Origin of the sequence: Dyella sp. SG562, assembly GCF_011759495.1 — a bacterium.
Taxonomy (GTDB): Bacteria; Pseudomonadota; Gammaproteobacteria; order Xanthomonadales; family Rhodanobacteraceae; genus Dyella_D; species Dyella_D marensis.
This window is the reverse complement of sequence record NZ_JAAOYS010000005.1, coordinates 15951-33452: the sequence shown is the minus strand read 5'-3', so window position 1 is coordinate 33452 and position 17502 is coordinate 15951. Positions and strand designations below refer to the sequence as shown.

At 69.8% G+C, this 17502-nt stretch carries 15 protein-coding genes; 13 read left to right on the top strand and 2 right to left on the bottom strand.

Annotated features, from left to right (window positions below; translation table 11 throughout):
- Nucleotides 1–75: 75 nt before the first annotated feature.
- The 9 genes from FHW84_RS11195 to FHW84_RS11155 all read left to right on the top strand — a co-directional run bounded on the left by FHW84_RS11195 (nt 76) and on the right by FHW84_RS11155 (nt 8071).
- Nucleotides 76–2097: a hypothetical protein gene (locus FHW84_RS11195; RefSeq protein WP_167255478.1), complete on the top strand. Its 2022-nt coding sequence runs from the start codon at nt 76–78 to the stop codon at nt 2095–2097.
- Between the two features lie 65 nt (nt 2098–2162).
- Entirely contained in the window at nt 2163–2774 is a 612-nt protein-coding gene (locus FHW84_RS11190) for a YdbL family protein (RefSeq protein WP_167255476.1), read from the top strand.
- A gap of 77 nt (nt 2775–2851) precedes the next feature.
- A complete protein-coding gene (gene rlmD, locus FHW84_RS11185) occupies nt 2852–4165 on the top strand; it encodes a 23S rRNA (uracil(1939)-C(5))-methyltransferase RlmD (protein ID WP_167255474.1) in 1314 nt (437 codons plus the stop codon).
- 4 nt (nt 4166–4169) lie between these two features.
- Nucleotides 4170–4697, top strand: coding sequence for a CYTH domain-containing protein (locus tag FHW84_RS11180; RefSeq protein WP_167255472.1), 528 nt, complete (start codon nt 4170–4172; stop codon nt 4695–4697).
- Complete coding sequence (gene nagZ / locus FHW84_RS11175) at nt 4697–5713, top strand: beta-N-acetylhexosaminidase (protein WP_167255470.1); 1017 nt, start codon at nt 4697–4699, stop codon at nt 5711–5713. The genes FHW84_RS11180 and nagZ overlap by 1 nt, the downstream gene beginning before the upstream one ends.
- Nucleotides 5710–6270, top strand: coding sequence for a hypoxanthine-guanine phosphoribosyltransferase (locus FHW84_RS11170; protein WP_167255468.1), 561 nt, complete (start codon nt 5710–5712; stop codon nt 6268–6270). The genes nagZ and FHW84_RS11170 overlap by 4 nt, the downstream gene beginning before the upstream one ends.
- A gap of 21 nt (nt 6271–6291) precedes the next feature.
- Nucleotides 6292–6855: an NADPH-dependent FMN reductase gene (locus FHW84_RS11165; protein WP_167255466.1), complete on the top strand. Its 564-nt coding sequence runs from the start codon at nt 6292–6294 to the stop codon at nt 6853–6855.
- A 103-nt stretch (nt 6856–6958) separates the two neighbouring features.
- Complete coding sequence (locus FHW84_RS11160) at nt 6959–7702, top strand: S-methyl-5'-thioinosine phosphorylase (RefSeq protein ID WP_343203593.1); 744 nt, start codon at nt 6959–6961, stop codon at nt 7700–7702.
- Nucleotides 7703–7864: 162 nt separating this feature from the next.
- Nucleotides 7865–8071, top strand: coding sequence for a cold-shock protein (locus FHW84_RS11155; RefSeq protein ID WP_049620931.1), 207 nt, complete (start codon nt 7865–7867; stop codon nt 8069–8071).
- Nucleotides 8072–8142: 71 nt separating this feature from the next.
- On the opposite strand, the gene FHW84_RS11150 is transcribed toward FHW84_RS11155, so the two are convergent.
- A complete protein-coding gene (locus tag FHW84_RS11150; protein ID WP_167255462.1) occupies nt 8143–9195 on the bottom strand; it encodes a LacI family DNA-binding transcriptional regulator in 1053 nt (350 codons plus the stop codon).
- 365 nt (nt 9196–9560) lie between these two features.
- Here FHW84_RS11150 and FHW84_RS11145 point away from each other — a divergent pair, with 365 nt between their 5' ends.
- The 4 genes from FHW84_RS11145 (at nt 9561) to FHW84_RS11130 (ending at nt 15518) form a co-directional block, all read left to right on the top strand.
- Nucleotides 9561–10562, top strand: coding sequence for a glucokinase (locus FHW84_RS11145; protein WP_167255460.1), 1002 nt, complete (start codon nt 9561–9563; stop codon nt 10560–10562).
- Nucleotides 10563–10654: 92 nt separating this feature from the next.
- Nucleotides 10655–13669, top strand: coding sequence for a TonB-dependent receptor (locus tag FHW84_RS11140; protein ID WP_167255458.1), 3015 nt, complete (start codon nt 10655–10657; stop codon nt 13667–13669).
- 92 nt (nt 13670–13761) lie between these two features.
- Complete coding sequence (locus FHW84_RS11135) at nt 13762–14787, top strand: N(4)-(beta-N-acetylglucosaminyl)-L-asparaginase (protein WP_167255456.1); 1026 nt, start codon at nt 13762–13764, stop codon at nt 14785–14787.
- Nucleotides 14787–15518, top strand: a complete 732-nt coding sequence (locus FHW84_RS11130) for a copper homeostasis protein CutC (RefSeq protein ID WP_167255454.1) — start codon at nt 14787–14789, stop codon at nt 15516–15518. Before FHW84_RS11135 ends, FHW84_RS11130 begins: the two co-directional genes overlap by 1 nt.
- Before the next feature lie 175 nt (nt 15519–15693).
- Here the strand turns inward: FHW84_RS11130 and FHW84_RS11125 are convergent, their stop codons facing one another.
- On the bottom strand, nt 15694–17466 hold the full coding sequence (locus FHW84_RS11125; protein WP_167255452.1) for an ABC transporter transmembrane domain-containing protein: 1773 nt from the start codon (nt 17464–17466) through the stop codon (nt 15694–15696).
- Nucleotides 17467–17502 lie beyond the last annotated feature (36 nt).

Sequence of the window (17502 nt, the reverse complement as noted above, 5' to 3'; positions counted from 1 at the left end):
CCGACCTGCCGTTTGAGGGGGTGTTGAACATGACGAGTCCATGTCGTTCAGCTGGTTTTGGCAGAATGGCGCGACATGCGCCCGACATCAAGCCACCTTTTGTTCTATTTGTGCATCGTGTTCGGTTTCGCCGTGGCGCTGCCGGCCCGTGCGGACATCGTGCTCGAGGCCAGGCAGGTCGCGGTGCCGGGCCTGCGCCTGCAGGACGTGCAGATGCGCATCGCCGAGGACGGCAACGGCGGCCTGCAGCTCACCCTGCGCGCGGCCAAGGCGGAACTCCCGGTGCTGGGCTGGCGCCGCGTCGGGCTGGACATGCAAGGCGCGCTGTCGCGCGACCCGCACCTGCGCTGGCTGTTCGACGGCGACCTGCGCCTGGCCGGCGCGCCGGGCGGGGCCTGGAACGACGCCAAGGTCAACCTGGTGCTGGACGACGCGGCCAACACGCTGCAGGTGGACGTGAACCAGGGCAAGTCGCTGGCCAGCGCCGCGCTGCCGCTGGACCAGCCCACCCATGCGCAGATCAGCCTCAAGGGCCTGCCGGCCGGCTGGCTGCAGGGGCTGCTCGCCACCATGTGGTCCGGCCGCGCCACCGCGGGGCGGCTGGATGCGGAGCTGGCGCTGGACGTGCAGAACGGCGGCGTGCAGGCCTCCGGCCAGTTCGGCCTGGCGGAGCTGGGTTTCGATACGCCGTCCGGCACGCTCGCCGGCCAGCGCCTCAACGGCAGCGGACGGCTCAATGTGGACACCATCGGCGGCCCCGCGCGCATCGGCCTGGATGCCAGCCTGCGCGGCGGCGAACTGCTGCTCGGCCCGATCTACGCGCGCCTGCCGGACCACCCGGTGCAACTGGGCCTGGATGCCAGCGCGCGCAACGGCGTGCTCGACTTCAGCCGCCTGCGCGTGGGCGACGCCGACGCGCTGCAGCTGGACGGCTCGCTCGCCTTCGACGCCAAGGGCGAACTGCAGAAGCTCAAGCTCGACCGCTTCCAGGCCAGCTTCCCCGCCGCCTACCAGCGCTACGGCCAGGCCTGGCTCGCCACCATGGGCCTGCGCAACGCGCGCATCAGCGGCCAGCTCGCCGCCACCCTGGACATGGCCGCCGACGGATTGCGCGCGTTCTCCTTCGATACCGACGGCCTCGACATCGCCGACGGCGACGGCCGCCTCGCCCTCAGCGGCGTGCGCGGCGGCATGGACTGGGCGCTGCGCGGCACGCGCCCGGCCACCACGCTGAGCTGGCGCAGCGCGCAGGTCTACCGCCTGGCGCACGGCGCGGCGCAGACGGGCTGGCAGAGCCGCGACGGCAGCCTCGGCCTGCAGAAGGCGGTGGACGTGCCGCTGCTCGGCGGGCGCCTGCACGTGGCCGACCTCGACTGGCGCCCGGCCGCGGCCAGGGGCCGGCGCCTGTCCACCTCGCTGGCGCTGACCGGCGTGGACATGGCCGCCTTCAGCCGCGCCATGGGCTGGCCGGAATTCCCCGGCACCCTGGGCGGCGCGATTCCCGCGCTGCGCTGGGTGGACGACCGCATCGAGCTCGAAGGCGGCCTGTCGATGAACGTGTTCGACGGCTTCGTCGACGTCACCCGCATGTCGCTGCAGGACCCGTTCGGCAACAGCCCGGTGCTGGCCGGCGACCTGGCCCTGCGCCAGCTGGACCTGGGCGCGATCACCAGCGTGTTCGACATCGGCAGCATCACCGGCCGCATGGACGGCAGCGTGCAGAACCTGCGGCTGGTGAACTGGAATCCGGTCTCGTTCGACGCACGCCTGCTCGCCGGCAGCGGCGGCCGGATCAGCCAGCGCGCGGTCAACAGCCTGGTCTCGGTGGGCGGCGGCGGCATCGCCGCCGGCCTGCAGGGCGCGATGCTGCGGCTGTTCAAGAATTTCAGCTACAAGCGCATCGGCCTCAACTGCGCGCTGCAGGGCACGGTGTGCCGCATGAGCGGACTGGACAGCGACGGCGATGGCTACACTATCGTCGAAGGCAGCGGGCTGCCGCGCCTGCAGGTGGTGGGCCACCAGACCCAGGTGGACTGGCCGACCCTGGTGCGCCGGCTCAAGTCCGCCGCCGAGAGCGGCGGTCCCGAAGTTCACTGAAGCCCGGCCTCGAACCACTTGCCCCGAACATGAAGTTCTCCCATCCCCTCCATGGAGCGTCGATCATGCGCAAGCTCGCCTACGTCCTGCTGACCTCGCTGTTCGTCGCGCTGGTCGGTTGCGTCACCATCAATGTCTACTTCCCCGAGGCCGCCGCGCAGAAGGCCGCCGACCAGTTCATCGGCACCGTGCTCGACAACGCCAAGCCGGCCAGCCAGAACAACGACGGCAAGGACCCGCCCAAGCCCGCCGAGAAGCCCGGCAAGCAGCCCTCGGCGATGCTGCTGGACCTGCTGATTCCGGCCGCCTATGCGGCTGACACTCCGGACGTGCGCGTGCAGACCGCCACCACCGAGGCGATCCGCGGCCGCATGCAGCAGCGCTTCCAGGGCAGCCTGGGCACGCTGTTCGACAGCGGTGCGGTGGGCTTCACCAAGGACGGCCTGGTCGCCGTGCGCGACGCCTCCAAGGTGCCGCTGAACCAGCGCGCCGAAGTCAACGCCAGCGTGGCCGACGAGAACCGCGACCGCAGCGCGCTGTATCGCGAAGTGGCCAATGCCAACGGCCATCCGGAGTGGGAAGCGCAGATCCGCGCCACCTTCGCCAAGGGCTGGATCGAGCGGGCCCGGTCCGGCTGGTATTATCAGGACCCCTCGGGCGCCTGGAAGCAGAAGTAACTCTCCGCGCGCTTCATCTGTTTTTTTTCCGCGCCGCCCGGACCGCATGATCCGGGCGCGCTTGCTTCAGGGTCACGATGAAAGAGTTCGAAGCCACCATCACCGATCTGAGCCACGATGGCCGCGGCGTCGCCCGCATCGACGGCAAGGCCGTATTCGTCTCCGGCGCCTTGCCCGGCGAAGAGGTGCTGCTGCGCATCCGCCGCCGCCATCGCAGCTTCGACGAAGCCGAAGTGGTGGAGCTGCGCACGCGCTCGCCGCACCGCGTCGAACCGCGCTGCCGCCACTACGGCCAGTGCAGCGGCTGCGCGCTGCAGCACCTGGATGCCGAGTCGCAGATCGCCGCCAAGCAGCGCGTGCTGGCCGAGAACTTCGAGCGCATCGGCAAGGTGGCGCCGGCCGCGTGGCTGCCGCCGCTCACCGACCAGCCTTGGGCGTATCGCCGCAAGGGCCGCCTGTCGGTACGCAACGTGGTGAAGAAGGGCCGCGTGCTGGTCGGTTTCCGCGAAGAAGACAACCCGCGCTTCGTCGCCGACATCGAGCAGTGCGAAGTGGTGCATCCGGCGCTGGGGCCGAAGATCGGCCTGCTCGGCGAACTGGTCGGGTCGCTGGAAGCCGCCGGCGATATCGCGCAGATCGAATTCGCCGCGGGCGACGACACCGTCGCCCTGGTGTTCCGCCATCTCAAGCCGCTGAGCGACTCGGACCTGGCCAAGCTGACGGCCTTCGCCCAGGCCCACGCTTTCGCCATCTACCTGCAGCCCGGCGGTATCAGCAGCGTGCATCCGCTGTGGCCGGAGCAGCCGCGCCTGGCCTTCCGCGTCGAGGCGGGCGAGGGCGTGCCCGACGTGGAGCTGGAATTCCGTCCGCTGGACTTCGTGCAGGTCAACGCCGGCATGAACCGCCGCATGATGGCGCGCGCGTTGGAGCTGCTCGATCCGCAGCCTACCGACCGCGTGCTGGACCTGTTCTGCGGCCTCGGCAACTTCACCCTGCCGATCGCCCGCCGCGTGGCCGAGGTGGTCGGCGTGGAAGGCGAGCACGGCCTGGTCGAGCGCGCGGCGCAGAACGCCATGCGCAATGGCCTCGGCAACGCGCGCTTCGAAGTCGCCAACCTGTTCGACGACCAGCGCGACGCGCCGTGGGCGCGCCAGGCCTGGGACAAGCTGCTGCTCGATCCGCCGCGCGCCGGCGCGGACAAGGTGCTGGAGTACCTGCCGCACCGCGAGACGCAGCGCATCGTCTACGTGTCCTGCCACCCCGGCTCGCTGGCGCGCGACGCCGGCATCCTGGTGCAGAAGCACGGCTTCAGGCTCAGCGCCGCCGGCGTGATGGACATGTTCCCGCACACCGCGCACGTGGAATCCATCGCCCTGTTCGAGCGCGGCTGACGCCATGGGCGTGGAGATCGAACGCAAGTTTCTTCTGCGCGGCGACGGCTGGCGCGCGCAGGCGGGCAGCAGCGAACGCATCGCCCAGGGCTATCTGGTCGGCGCCGAAGCGCTGCGCGCGGGGCTGGCGCGCGCCTCGGTGCGCGCGCGCATCGCCGGCGAGCGGGCCTGGCTCAACATCAAGTCGGCGGAGCTGGGCATCCAGCGGGCCGAATTCGAATACCCCATTCCGGTAGCCGACGCCGAGGCCCTGCTGGCGCGCCTGTGCGGCGGCGTGCTGGAGAAGTTTCGTCACCTTGTCACCGTGGACGGCGTAACGTTCGAGATCGACGAATTCCTGGGCGACAACGCCGGCCTGGTGGTCGCCGAAGTGGAGCTCGACGCGCCGGACGCGCCGTTCCCCCGTCCCGCCTGGCTGGGGCGCGAGGTGAGCGCGCTGGCGCGCTACTACAACGTCAACCTGATCGAGCATCCGTACGCGCGGTGGACCGCGGCCGAACGCGCTGCCGACGACGCGGAGGAGCAAGCCTGATGCTGATGATCGGCCTGGCCGGACTGGAACTGAGCGAAGGCGAGCGCCGCCAGCTGGTGGCGCCGGGCGTGTCCGGCGTGCTGCTGTTCGCGCGCAACTTCGCCTCGCGCGAGCAGGTGAGCGCGCTGATCGAAGCGATCCGCGAGGTGGCCGGCGAGGACTTCCTCGTCGCGGTCGACCAGGAAGGCGGCCCGGTGCAGCGCTTCCGCGACGGCTTCACCCGCCTGCCGGCGCTGGCGCGCATCGGCGCGGTGTATGAGCGCAGCCCCGACGAGGCGGTCCGCCTGGCCGAGGAACACGCCTGGGTGATGGCCAGCGAGATGCGCGCGATCGGCGTGGATTTCAGCTTCGCGCCGGTGGTGGACCTGGCCCGCGGCAATGCCGCCATCGGCACGCGCGCCTTCCACGCCAACCCCGCGGTGGCCGCCGAACTGGGCCAGGCCTACGTGCGCGGCATGCACCTGGGCGGCATGGCGGCGGTGCTCAAGCACTTTCCCGGGCATGGCTCGGTGGCGGTGGACACGCACAAGGCGGCGGCGGTGGATCCGCGCCCGCTGGAGCAGATCCGCCGCGAGGACCTGCACCCGTTCGCCGAAGGCATCGAGGCGCGGGTCGAGGCGGTGATGATGGCCCACGTGGTCTATCCGGCCGTCGACGCGCAGCCGGCCGGTTTCTCCACGGTGTGGATCCAGCAGGTGCTGCGCGGCGAACTGGGTTTCCGCGGCGCGGTGATCAGCGACGACATCAGCATGGCCGCCGCCGGTGCGGCCGGCGGCGCGGCCGCCCGCGTGGCCGCGCACCTGGACGCCGGCTGCGACCTGGTGCTGGCCTGCTTCCCCGACGTGGTGGACGAGGCCATCGCCGCCGTGCGGGGCCGCGCCGCCGCCGCGCCGGAGCGCCTGGCCGCGCTGCGCGGCGCGCTGGGCGCCACCTGGGAAGGACTGACCGACAACCCGCAGCGCGAGCGTTTCATCGCGCGCATCACGGCGCTGGACGCCGAGGAAGGCAAGGCATGAGCACCGACGCGACCCGCACCATTCCCCCGCTGGCCGACGCCCTGGCCAACGCCGACCTGCTGTTCGACCGCGCCACGCTGGAAGGCGTGATCGCCGACATGGGCCGGCGCATCGACGCCGCGCTCGACGGCGAGCGCGCGGTGTTCCTCACCGTGATGAACGGGGCGCTGGTGTTCGGCGGGCATCTGGCGCTGGCGATCCGCACCGACGTCGAGTTCGACTACGTGCACGCCACCCGCTACCGCGGCGCCACCACCGGCAACGAGCTGCACTGGCTGCGCGAGCCGCAGGTGTCGCTGGTGGACCGCACCGTGCTGCTGGTCGACGACATCCTCGACGAAGGCCACACCCTCAAGGCCGTGCGCGACGACTGCCTGCGCCGCGGCGCGCGCCGCGTGCTGGTGGTCTCGCTGTGCAGCAAGCAGCACGACCGCCTGGTCGAAGGCATCGCCGCCGACTTCAACGGGGTGGAGCTGCCGGACCGCTACGTGTTCGGCTTCGGCATGGACTACTACGAGCAGGGCCGCAACCTGCCCGGCATCTACGCGCTGCGCTGAGCGGCGCCGCAAGGGAAACGCGTGAACATTCTCGGCATCTCCGGCAGCCTGCGCGCCGCTTCGTTCAACACCGCGCTGCTGCACGCCGCGCAGCAGCTCGCGCCGGCCGGCATGGCCATCGGCGTGCACCGCCTGCACGACATCCCGCTGTTCGACCAGGACGTGGAAGAGCAGGGCGACCCCGCGCCGGTCAAGGCCTTGAAGGACGCGGTCGAGGCGGCCGACGGCCTGCTGCTGGCCTGCCCGGAATACAACGGCGGCATCAGCGGCGTGCTGAAGAACGCGATCGACTGGATCTCGCGGCCCGGCCATGAGCGCAAGGCCGCGGTGCTGGCCGGCAAGCTCGTCTGCATCGTCGGCGCCAGCCCCGGCGCCACCGGCACCGTGCGCGCGCAGGACTCGCTGCGCCTGGTGCTGCGCCGCGCCGGCGCGCGCACCGAGCCGCAGGGCGACGTGCTGGTGTTCCAGGCGCACACCAAGATCATCGACGGGCAGCTTGCCGACGAGCGCACGCGCGAGGCGCTGGCGCGCCACCTGCAGGCTTTCGCCACGCGGCTGGCGGCAGAGACGGGCAGGTCGGGGTGAGCGCAAGCGAACCCCAATGTTGCCCCTGGCTGCCAACCCTCGCGCTGGGGTTCGCTTGCGCTCACCCCAACCTACGCCGTACGAAACGAAGGAAGACCTCACCGTGACTATCGATCTGGCCGTCATCGGCGGCAGCGGCCTCTACAGCTTCCCGGGCCTTGAGAACACCGCGCGCCACGGCGTCGACACGCCTTACGGCAAGACCTCGGCCGACGTGGTGGTCGGCGACTTCGCCGGCAAGCGCGTGGCCTTCCTGGCGCGCCACGGCGAGAGCCACGGCGTGCCGCCGCATCGCGTCAATTACCGTGCCAATTTGTGGGCGCTGCATTCGCTCGGTGCGCGAACTGTGATCGGCGTCAATGCCGTCGGCGGCATCCGCGACGATATGGGGCCGCGCGCCATCGTGGTGCCGGACCAGGTCATCGACTACACGCACGGCCGCTACACCAGCTTCTGCGACGTCGAAGGCGCCGAGGTAAAGCACATCGACTTCAGCGAGCCGTACACCGGGGCGCTGCGCCGCCGGCTGGTGGACGCGGCGGGGCAGGCCGGCATCGCGGTGATCGACGGCGGCTGCTACGGCGCCACCCAGGGGCCGCGCCTGGAGACGCGCGCCGAGATCGCGCGCATGAAGCGCGACGGCTGCGACCTGGTCGGCATGACCGGCATGCCCGAAGCCGCCCTGGCGCGCGAGCTGGAACTGGCTTACGCCTGCCTGGCCCTGGTGGCGAATTTCGCCGCCGGCTGCGGCGACGAGGCCGAGATCAGCATTGACGAGATTTTCGCGCACCTTAAGGCAGCGACCGCGGAAGTGCCCCGGATTCTGGAAGCCTTGCTCAAAGCTTGAGCAGTCCGGCCTACCCCGTCCGCGCTATACGCACCCGCATATTGCGCTTTGACCTGAAACATGTTGATACTTCCGCCCGTGCCAGGGGCGGCGAACCAAGGGGTTGTGGTGGTTCTGCAGGAAGCCATGGTGCATCCAATCCATGATTCAGAGGTTCACGCAATGCGTTTCGGTACGGTCAAGTGGTTCAACGACGCCAAGGGCTTTGGTTTCATCGCGCCTGAGGACGGTGGGGAGGACGTGTTCGTCCACTTTTCGGCGATCAACTCCAAGGGCTTTCGCAGCCTGCAGGAAGGCCAGCGCGTGAAGTTCGAAGTGACTCAGGGCCCGAAGGGTGCCCAGGCTTCGGGCGTCGAGATCGCAGGCTGATCCGCCGCGCCGGCGTTGCGTCGGCCACCGGTTAGATAGAAAGAATCCCGCATCGCAAGATGCGGGATTTTTTATGCGCCGGCCGCGGCCGGCGCGCGGCGTTCCGCCCGCGGCGGCGCGGTGGAGCCGCGGATCACCAGCTCCGGCACGAAGCGCTCGCTGCCGGGCAGGGTGCCCTTCTGCAGCTGCTCCAGCAGGCGCGAGGCCGCATGCCGGCCGATCTCGCTGGTCGACTGGCTGGCGGTGGTGAGCGCGGGCCAGGCCTGGCGCGAGAACGGGTTGTCCTCGAAGCCGGCGATGGAAAGGTCCCACGGCACGTCCAGCCCCGCCGAGCGCGCGGCGGCGAGCGCGCCGGCGGCGATCTCATCGTTGCTGCCGAAGATCGCGCTGGGCGCGTCCTTGCCGGCCAGCAGCTTGCGTGCGCGGCGGAAGCCGTCCTCGAAGGTGTAGGTGCCCTCCAGCACGTATTTCTTGCGCACGGGAATGCCGTGCTCCTTCATCGCGTCCGCATAGCCCTCGTAGCGCTCCGGGCTGGAGCGGTAGTGCGGGTCGCCCCACAGGAAGGCGATGGCGGTGTGGCCGAGCTGGATCAGGTAGGCGGTGATCGCGTACGCCGCCTTGTGGTCGTCGACGTAGACGCAGGGCGCGCCGTCCTTCGGGTCGCCGCGCGCGGCGATGATCCGCGCATAGGCCACGTCGTTGGCCTTGAGCTTGGTCAGCAGGCGGGCGTTCTCCGACATCGGCGGGGTCAGCACCAGCCCGGCCAGGCGCGCGTTCTTGGCCAGCAGGGACAGTTCGTCGACCAGGCGCGGCGAGCGCGGGTCGCAGGGATAGATCAGCAGCTCGTAGCCGCGCTCGCGGCAGGCGCCGAGCACGCCGTTCTGCAGGCTGAGGATGTAGTTGGCGTTGGGGTTGTCGTCGTAGACCAGGGCGATGGTGAACGAGCGGGTGCCGCGCAGGCTGCGCGCGGTGGCGTCGGGGCGGTAGTGCAGGGTCTCGATCGCGCGGCGCACTTTCTGCACGGTGTCGGCATGCACGGTCGGCTCGAGATTGATCACGCGCGACACCGTCATGGGCGACACGCCGGCAAGGCTGGCGACGTCTTTGATCGTGGGCCTACGCAACGCAACGCTCCCCCTGGCGGCGACGTTCCATCCTAGCCCAAGCGGCGGGGCGCGGGCGACGCGACTTCCGTTCCATGCGGCCGTCGCAGGTAGCGTTACCAAGAATGAGGCGGATCGAATCGACGTTCGCGCCGCGCGGCGTGGGCGGCAAGGGTCCCGCTCCAGGCCGCCGGCGTCGCCCGGGATGACGCATTACTCCATATATATAAGGAGTAAGCGACGAGCCTGGATGGTTGTGACCCAGCGCACGGCTGAGCCTCGGCCGTATCTCCAGCAACCGTTGATAACGTTACCATTCCGCTTTAGCATCGATCCGATGACAGCGACACGGCACCGCCGTGTCGGAGCAATGACGGGGAGCATCGATGCGGGATCGTGCGTGGGGAGCCGTGGCGCCTGAGCCGCGGGTCATGTTGGCGGCGGACGTGGGCGGCACGCATGCGCGCATCGGCCTGGTCGATGCCGCGGCGCCGGCCGGCGCCGGCGGCGTGCTGGCCTACGAGCGCTATGCGGGCGCCGACTGGCCGGGCCTGGCCGAGATCTTCGCCGACTTCCTCGCCCGCCATCCCGGCCATGCCGTGGACGAAGCCGCCATCGCCGTCGCCGGCTATGTGCGCGACGGTGAACTGGTGGCGGAAAACCTGCGCTGGCCCGTGCGCCTGGCCGAGCTGCGCGAACGCCTGCGCCTGCGCAGCCTGCGTGTGGTCAACGACTTCGAGGCGCTGGCCTATGCCACGCAATATCTCGGCGCCGGCGAAAGCCTGGCGGTGATCGACGCGCCCGCGGCCGCCGGCCCCGTCGCGGTGGTCGGCCCCGGCACCGGCCTGGGCTGCGCGCTGCTGCTGCCGGATGGGAACGGCGCCACCGTGCTGCCCAGCGAAGGCGGCCACGTGGCGCTGGCGCCGGGCAACGAACGCGAGATGGCCCTGCTGCGGCTGCTCGGGCGCGGCCGCGACTACGTGCACACCGGCCACGCGCTGTCCGGCCCGGGCCTGGTCAATCTCTACCGCGCCGTTGCCGAACTGGACGGGTTGCCGGCGATCCACACGCAGCCCGAACGGATCAGCGCCGCCGCGCTCGACGGCGGCGATGCGCTCGCGCTCGACACCCTGCACATCTTCTGCGCCATGCTCGGCGGTTTCGTCGGTGACCTGGCCGTGCTGTTCAAGGCCTCCGGCGGCGTGTACCTGGCCGGCGGCATCCTGCCGCAACTGCGCGAATTCCTGCCGCGCAGCGCGTTCCGCGAGCGCTTCTTCAACAAGGGCGTGATGCGCGGGTTCCTCGCCGGCGTACCCGTGCGGCTGATCGAACACGGCCGCCTGGGCGTGCTGGGCGCGGCCGGCCTGGCCGCGCGCGACGAGGCCTGAAAGGCGCGGGCCCGGCGCCCGCGCAGCGAACCAAGCCCGCCGCCGATCGCGTGGACGGGACCTGACAACAACATTCATTGGGAGGTGAAGGCATGTTGGCAAGCAAGCATCGGGGGCACGAGCTGTCCCGCAATATCCTGGCGTGCGTGCTGGGCCTGGCCCTGAGCGGCACGGTCTTCGCGCAGGCGACCACCGGTTCGATCTTCGGCAATGCTGGCAGCGATGCCGCCGGCAGCACGGTGATCGTGCAGGGCGACAACGGCGTGTCGCGCCGCATCCCGGTCGGCGCGGACGGCCGCTACCAGGCCGGCGCGCTGCCGGTGGGCAACTACAAGGTGATGCTGGAACGGCAGGGCGCCGTGGTGGCCACGCGCGACCAGGTCTCGCTGCGCGTCAGCAGCGGCACCCAGGTCGATTTCGCCGGCGCCGCCGCGGCGGGCGCCACCAATCTGCAGGGCGTGCAGGTCACCGCCAGCGCGCTGCCGCCGATCGACGTGAGCAGCGTGGATTCGCGCACCGTGATCACCGCGCAGCAGCTGGACGCGCTGCCGCTGTCGCGCACCGCCGAGGACATCGCCCTGCTGGCGCCGGGCACGGTCACTTCCGGCTCCAACTTCACCAGCCGCATCGGCGGCGGCGGCGACCTGGTTTCCTTCGGCGGCGCGTCCGGCGCGGAGAACGCGTACTACATCAACGGCTTCAACACGACCGACCCGTACAAGGGCCAGGGCGCGCTGCAGCTGCCCTACGGCGCGATCGACCAGCAGGAAGTGCTGACCGGCGGCTACAGCTCGATGTACGGCCGCTCCGACGGCGGCGTGTTGAGCCAAGTGGGCAAGAGCGGCACCAACGAGTGGCATTTCGGCGCGCAGGCGCAGTGGACGCCGCGCTCGCTGATGTCCTCGCCGGACGACATCGTCTACGCGCGCAACCGCTACGCCGGCAAGCTGTACCAGTACCGCCAGGACGACAAATCCTGGCGCACCACCTACAGCGCCTACGTCGGCGGCCCGCTGATCAAGGACCGCCTGTACTTCTTCGTCGCCGCCGAGGCCGACAAGGAGCAGGGCAGCAACACCTCCACCAGCGACGCCAGCAGTCCCTCGCGCAGCAACTACAGCTACCGCACGCCGAAGTGGTACGCCAAGCTCAACTGGAACATCACCGACAACCACCTGCTCGAACTCACCGGCATCCAGAGCGAGCAGCACGGCTCCGGCAGCAACTACGCGTTCGACTACGACACGCACCGCGCGGGCGCCTTCCAGTCGTACTCCGACCGCACCAAGACCGGCGGCGATGCCTACATCGTCAAGTACACCGGCTATCTCGCCGACAACATCACGCTGAGCGCGATGTACGGCAAGATGCGCCTGCACGACTATTCGGCGCCGGTCAGCTACGACCCCAACCTGCCGTACCTGCAGAACATCCAGGACCAGAACCTCGCGCTCACCGGCGGCCGTCCGGTCGGCAATACGCAGTCGACGTTCTCGGTGCCGGCGCCCACCCAGGGGTCGCAGAACACCAATCTGCGCATCGACCTGGAATGGCGCCTGGGCGACCACAAGCTCAATGCCGGCATCGACGACCAGACCCCGCGCACCATCGATCAGGGCAGCAACAGCCTTACCTGGACCTATGCGCACAACAACGACGCCAGCGCGCCGGTCGACCCGGCCAACGGCATCGGCGCGCCGGGCGGCAACGGCTACTACGTGATGAAGGAAGTGGTCACCGGCGCAGCCGGCGTCAAGACCGTGGAGCACGCGCAGTACATCGAAGACACCTGGCAGGTGACCGACCGCTTCCTGCTCAACATCGGCCTGCGCAACGACGCCTTCGCCAACTACAACAACAGCGGGCAGAAATTCACTTCGCAGAACCATAACTGGTCGCCGCGCCTGGGCTTCAGCTGGGACGTGTACGGCGACGCCAGCCTGAAGGTCTACGGCAACGCCGGCCGCTACTACCTGGCGATCAACAACAACACCGCGTACGACGGCGCCACCGGCTACGCCTGGAACCGCAGCTACTACACCTATACCGGCATCGACTCCAACGGCATGCCCACCGGCCTGACGCCGTTCGGCTACTACGACGTCAACGGCCATACCGGCCAGGCGCCCGATCCGCGCACGGTGGCTTCCACCAACCTGGGCGCCGAATACCAGGACGAGTTCATCCTGGGCGCCACCAAGGCGATCACGCCGGAGTGGATCACCGGCGTGAAGGGCACCTTCCGCGTGCTGCGGCAGATCTCCGACGACGTCTGCGACAGCTCCAACCTGCTCATCGCCAAGACCAAGGCGATGTACAACCTCACCGACGACCAGATCACCGCCAACCGCGGCGCCTGCTACATCTTCAATCCCGGCAAGACCAACGACTTCGACGTGCTCACCACGCAAGGCTATGTGCGCGTGCCGATGAGCAATGGCGACTGGGGTTTCGCACAGGGACCGAAGCGCAAGTACTACGCGCTGGAGGCCTTCCTGGAGCATCCGCTGGGCAAGGACAACTGGGGCGGCCGCATCAGCTACGTGTTCTCGCGCAGCTACGGCAATTCCGAAGGCCTGCTGCAGGTGTCGCGCGGCAACGACTCGGTGGGCGTGACCCAGGACTGGGATAACTCGTACGTGATGGACCGCGCCAACGGCGTGCTCGGCAACAACCGCACGCACCAGATCAAGGCCTACGGCGTGTACCGCATCTCGCCGGAATGGATGGTTTCCGGCGTGGCCAACCTGTCCTCCGGCGGCCCGCACAACTGCCTGGGCTTCTACGGCACCGACCAGTCGCAGCCCGACGGCTACGGCTCGTACTACCACTGGTGCAACGGCAAGCCCTCGGTGCCCGGCTCGATGGGCGACCTGCCGTGGACCTACCGCGTCGACCTCAACGTCACCTACCGCCCGGCTTTTGCGGACCACAAGCTGGCGTTCAACGTAAGCGTGTTCAATGTGCTCAACCAACAGCGTCCGCTGGTGCTGTACACGCGCTACAACAGCAGCAATACGCCGGACAAGCTCAACGACCTGTACGACACGGTGAAAGTGGCGGAGTCGCCGCGCTACGTGCGTTTCGGCGTGAGTTACGATTTCTGACCGGTAAAGTCCCGCGGCCGGACCATGCCGGCCGCGGGCGTTCGCCTGTACTCTCGGGCGACCATTTTTCCCCTCTGCCTGGAGACGCCCCGATGGCCGACCGCCGCCGCTTTCTCAAGACCGCAGCACTGGGCGTCACCGCCGCGGCGCTGGCTTCCCGCATCGCGCCGGCAGCGGCCGGGGCCAACACCGGCGGCGTCAGCGGCGGCCGCAAGCCGCGGGTGATCTCCACCTGGGACTTCGGCGTGCCCGCCAACCTCGCCGCCTGGGCGGTGCTGGCCAAGGGCGGCCGCGCGCTGGACGCGGTGGAAGCCGGGGTGATGATCCCGGAGGCGGATCTCAAGAATCACAGCGTGGGCCGCGCCGGCTATCCGGACCGCGACGGCCACGTCAGCCTCGACGCCAGCATCATGGACGGCGATGGCAGCTGCGGCGCGGTCGCCGCGCTGGAAGGCATCGCCCATCCGATCCAGGTCGCGCGCCGCGTGATGGAACGCACCCCGCACGTGCTGCTGGTGGGCGAAGGCGCGCAGCAGTTTGCGATCGAGCAGGGCTTCAAGAAGGAAAAGCTGCTCACCCCGGAATCGGAAAAAGCCTGGCACGAGTGGCTGAAGACCGCCCACTACCAGCCCAGCGCCAACAGCGAAGTGCGCGACTACGGCAAGGGCGCCGGCGGCAAGGACAACCACGACACCATCGGCATGCTCGCCATCGACGCGCAGGGCCGCCTGGCCGGCGCCTGCACCACCAGCGGCATGGCCTGGAAACTGCGCGGCCGCGTCGGCGACAGCCCGATCATCGGCGCGGGCCTGTATGTCGACGGCGACGTCGGCGGCGCCACCTCCACCGGCGTGGGCGAGGAAGTGATCCGCAACGCCGGCAGCTTCCTGGTGGTGGAACTGATGCGCCAGGGCCGCTCGCCGCAGCAGGCCTGCGAGGAAGCGGTGATGCGCATCGTCAAGAAGCGCCCGCAGGCTTCGAAGGATCTGCAGGTGGGTTTCCTCGCCATCAATCGCGAGGGCGACGTGGGCGCGTTCGCGATCCAGTCCGGTTTCAGCTACGCCGTGTGCGACGGCGGCAAGCAGGACGCGCTGTTCCCGTCCAAGAGCGTGTACTGATGGCTGGCCGCTACGTGCTCGAAGTGGCGGCCAATTCGGTCGCCTCCGCGCTGGCCGCGCAGGAAGGCGGCGCGGGGCGCGTGGAACTGTGCACCGGCCTGGAACTGGGCGGACTCACGCCCTCCGCCGGCCTGGTCGCGATGGTGCGCGAGCGCCTGCATATTCCGCTGTACGTGCTGGTGCGTCCGCGCGCGGGCGACTTTCTCTACAGCGACGTCGAATGCGAAATGATGCAGCGTGATATCGACACCTGCGCCGCGCTCGGCTGCGACGGCGTGGTGATCGGCGTGCTCGATGCGGACGGCCGCGTCGACAGCGAGCGCTGCAAGCCGCTGGTGCGCGCCGCGGGCGGGATGGGGGTGACCTTCCATCGGGCATTCGATCTCACGGCGGATCCGGAGCAGGCACTGGAAGACGTGATCGCGCTCGGTTGCGAGCGGGTGCTGACGTCGGGCGCGCGGGCCAGTGCGATGGATGGCGCGCCGCTGATCCGCCGGCTGGTGGAGCGGTCGGGCGGCTGCATCGCAGTGATGCCGGGAGCGGGCGTGACGCCGCAGAACATTGCGGCGCTGGCGCAAGCGACCGGCGCCACCGAACTGCATGCATCGGCCAAGCGCCAGCTGCCTTCCGGCATGCGGCACCAGCGCCCGGAACTGCACGATATGGAAGGCGGCGAGATCCGCAGCGACGTGGAGCAGGTGCGCGCGCTGGTCGCCGTGCTACAAGGGTGACGCGCCGTTACCCCCTCTCCCCTCGGGGAGAGGGCTGGGGTGAGGGGGACCTACGGAGCGCAGATGCGGCTGCTTAAACACGAGCAACGCTTCGTCGATCTTCCGTCGCAAGCACCCGCCCCTCATCCGGCTGCCGCCACCTTCTCCCCGGCGGGGAGAAGGGTCCAGTAGGTGGCTATGCCGCAAACTGCAGCTTCGCCAGCTCCGCATACAGTCCGCCTTCCGCCAGCAGGCTCTCATGCGTGCCCTGCGCCACGATGCGCCCGCCATCCATCACCACGATGCGGTCGGCGCGCTGCACGGTGGCCAGGCGATGCGCGATCACCAGCGTGGTGCGTCCCTTCTCCAGCCGCTCCAGCGCCTGCTGGATCGCCGCCTCGGACTGCGCATCCAGCGCCGAGGTCGCCTCGTCCAGCAACAGCAGCGGCGCGTCGCGCAGGATCGCGCGCGCAATCGCCACGCGCTGGCGCTGTCCGCCCGACAGGCGCACGCCGCGCTCGCCCAGCTCCGAGCCATAGCCGCCATCCAGCGCGCTGATGAACTCGTGCGCCTCGGCCGCGCGCGCGGCATCGCGCACTTCGTCGTCGCTGGCGTCCTGGCGCCCGAAGCGGATGTTGTCGGCGGCGGTGCCGCTGAAGATCACCGTTTCCTGCGGCACCAGGGCGATGGCGCCGCGCAGGTCCGGCAGCGCCAGGGCGCGCAGGTCGACGCCGTCCAGCGTGATGCGGCCGTGCTGCGGGTCGTAGAAGCGCAGCAGCAGGGCCAGCACCGTGCTCTTGCCGGCGCCGGAGGGGCCGACCAGGGCCACCGTCTCGCCGGGGCGGATGCGCAGCTCGAAATCATGCAGCGCCGGCGCATCCGGGCGGCTGGGATAGTGGAAGGCCACGTGCTCGAAATGCAGCGCGCCGCTCACCGGCTTCGGCAGCGGCTGGGGCTGCGCCGGGCTGGTCACTTCGGCGCGCTCGCCGAGCAGTTCGCCGATGCGCTCCATCGCGCCGCCTGCGCGCAGCACGTCGCCCCACACTTCCGCCAGGCCGGCCACCGAGCCGGCCGCGAAGATCGCATACAGCACGAACTGGCTGAGCAGGCCGGGGGTGAGGTCGCCCGCCAGCACGTCGCGCGCGCCGATCCACAGCACCAGGGTGATCGCGCCGAACATCAGCACGATCACCGCCGCGGTCAGCAGCGAACGCGTGCCGATGCGCTTGCGCGCGGTGGCCAGGGCGCGGGTGATGGCGCTGCCGTAGCGCGTGCTCTCGATGTCCTCGCGCGCATAGGCCTTCACCGCGGGCGCGGCGTTGAGCGTTTCGTTGGCGATCGCGGCGGCGTCGGCCAGGCGGTCCTGGCTGGCGCGAGAGAGTTTGCGCACGCGGCGGCCGAACACCAGGATCGGCAGCATCATCGCGGGGATCACCAGCGCGGTGAAACCGGCCAGGCGCGGGATGGTCCACACCATCGCCACTACCGCGCCGACCAGGGTGACCATGCTGCGCAGGGCCACCGAGATGCCCGAGCCGATCAGCGCCTGCACCACTTCGGTGTCGGTGCCCAGGCGCGAAATCAGTTCACCGACGCGGCTGCGCTCGAAGAAGCCGACGTCGAGCCGGATCACGTGTCCATAGAGCTTGGAGCGCATCGAGGCCAGCGCGCGCTCGCCCAGCAGGGTGATGCAGAAGTAGCGCGCCGCGGTGGACGCCGCCAGCACCAGCGCCACGCCGAACAGGCCCAGGAAGGTGAGGTTGATGGTGGCCGCGTTGGAGGCGCCGAAACCCTGGTCGATCATGTGGCGCACCGCCATCGGCAGCACCAGGGTGGAGCCGGAGGAGATCGCCAGGAACACCAGCCAGCCGATCGCCAGTGCGCGATGCGGCTTGAGGAAGGGCCAGAGCTGGCGCAGCGCGCCGAGCCGGCGCTTGGGGGAGGAGTCGTTCGCCTGGGGTTCGCTCATGGGGTTCGCCGGGTCTGGACCGTTGGGACATTGGGG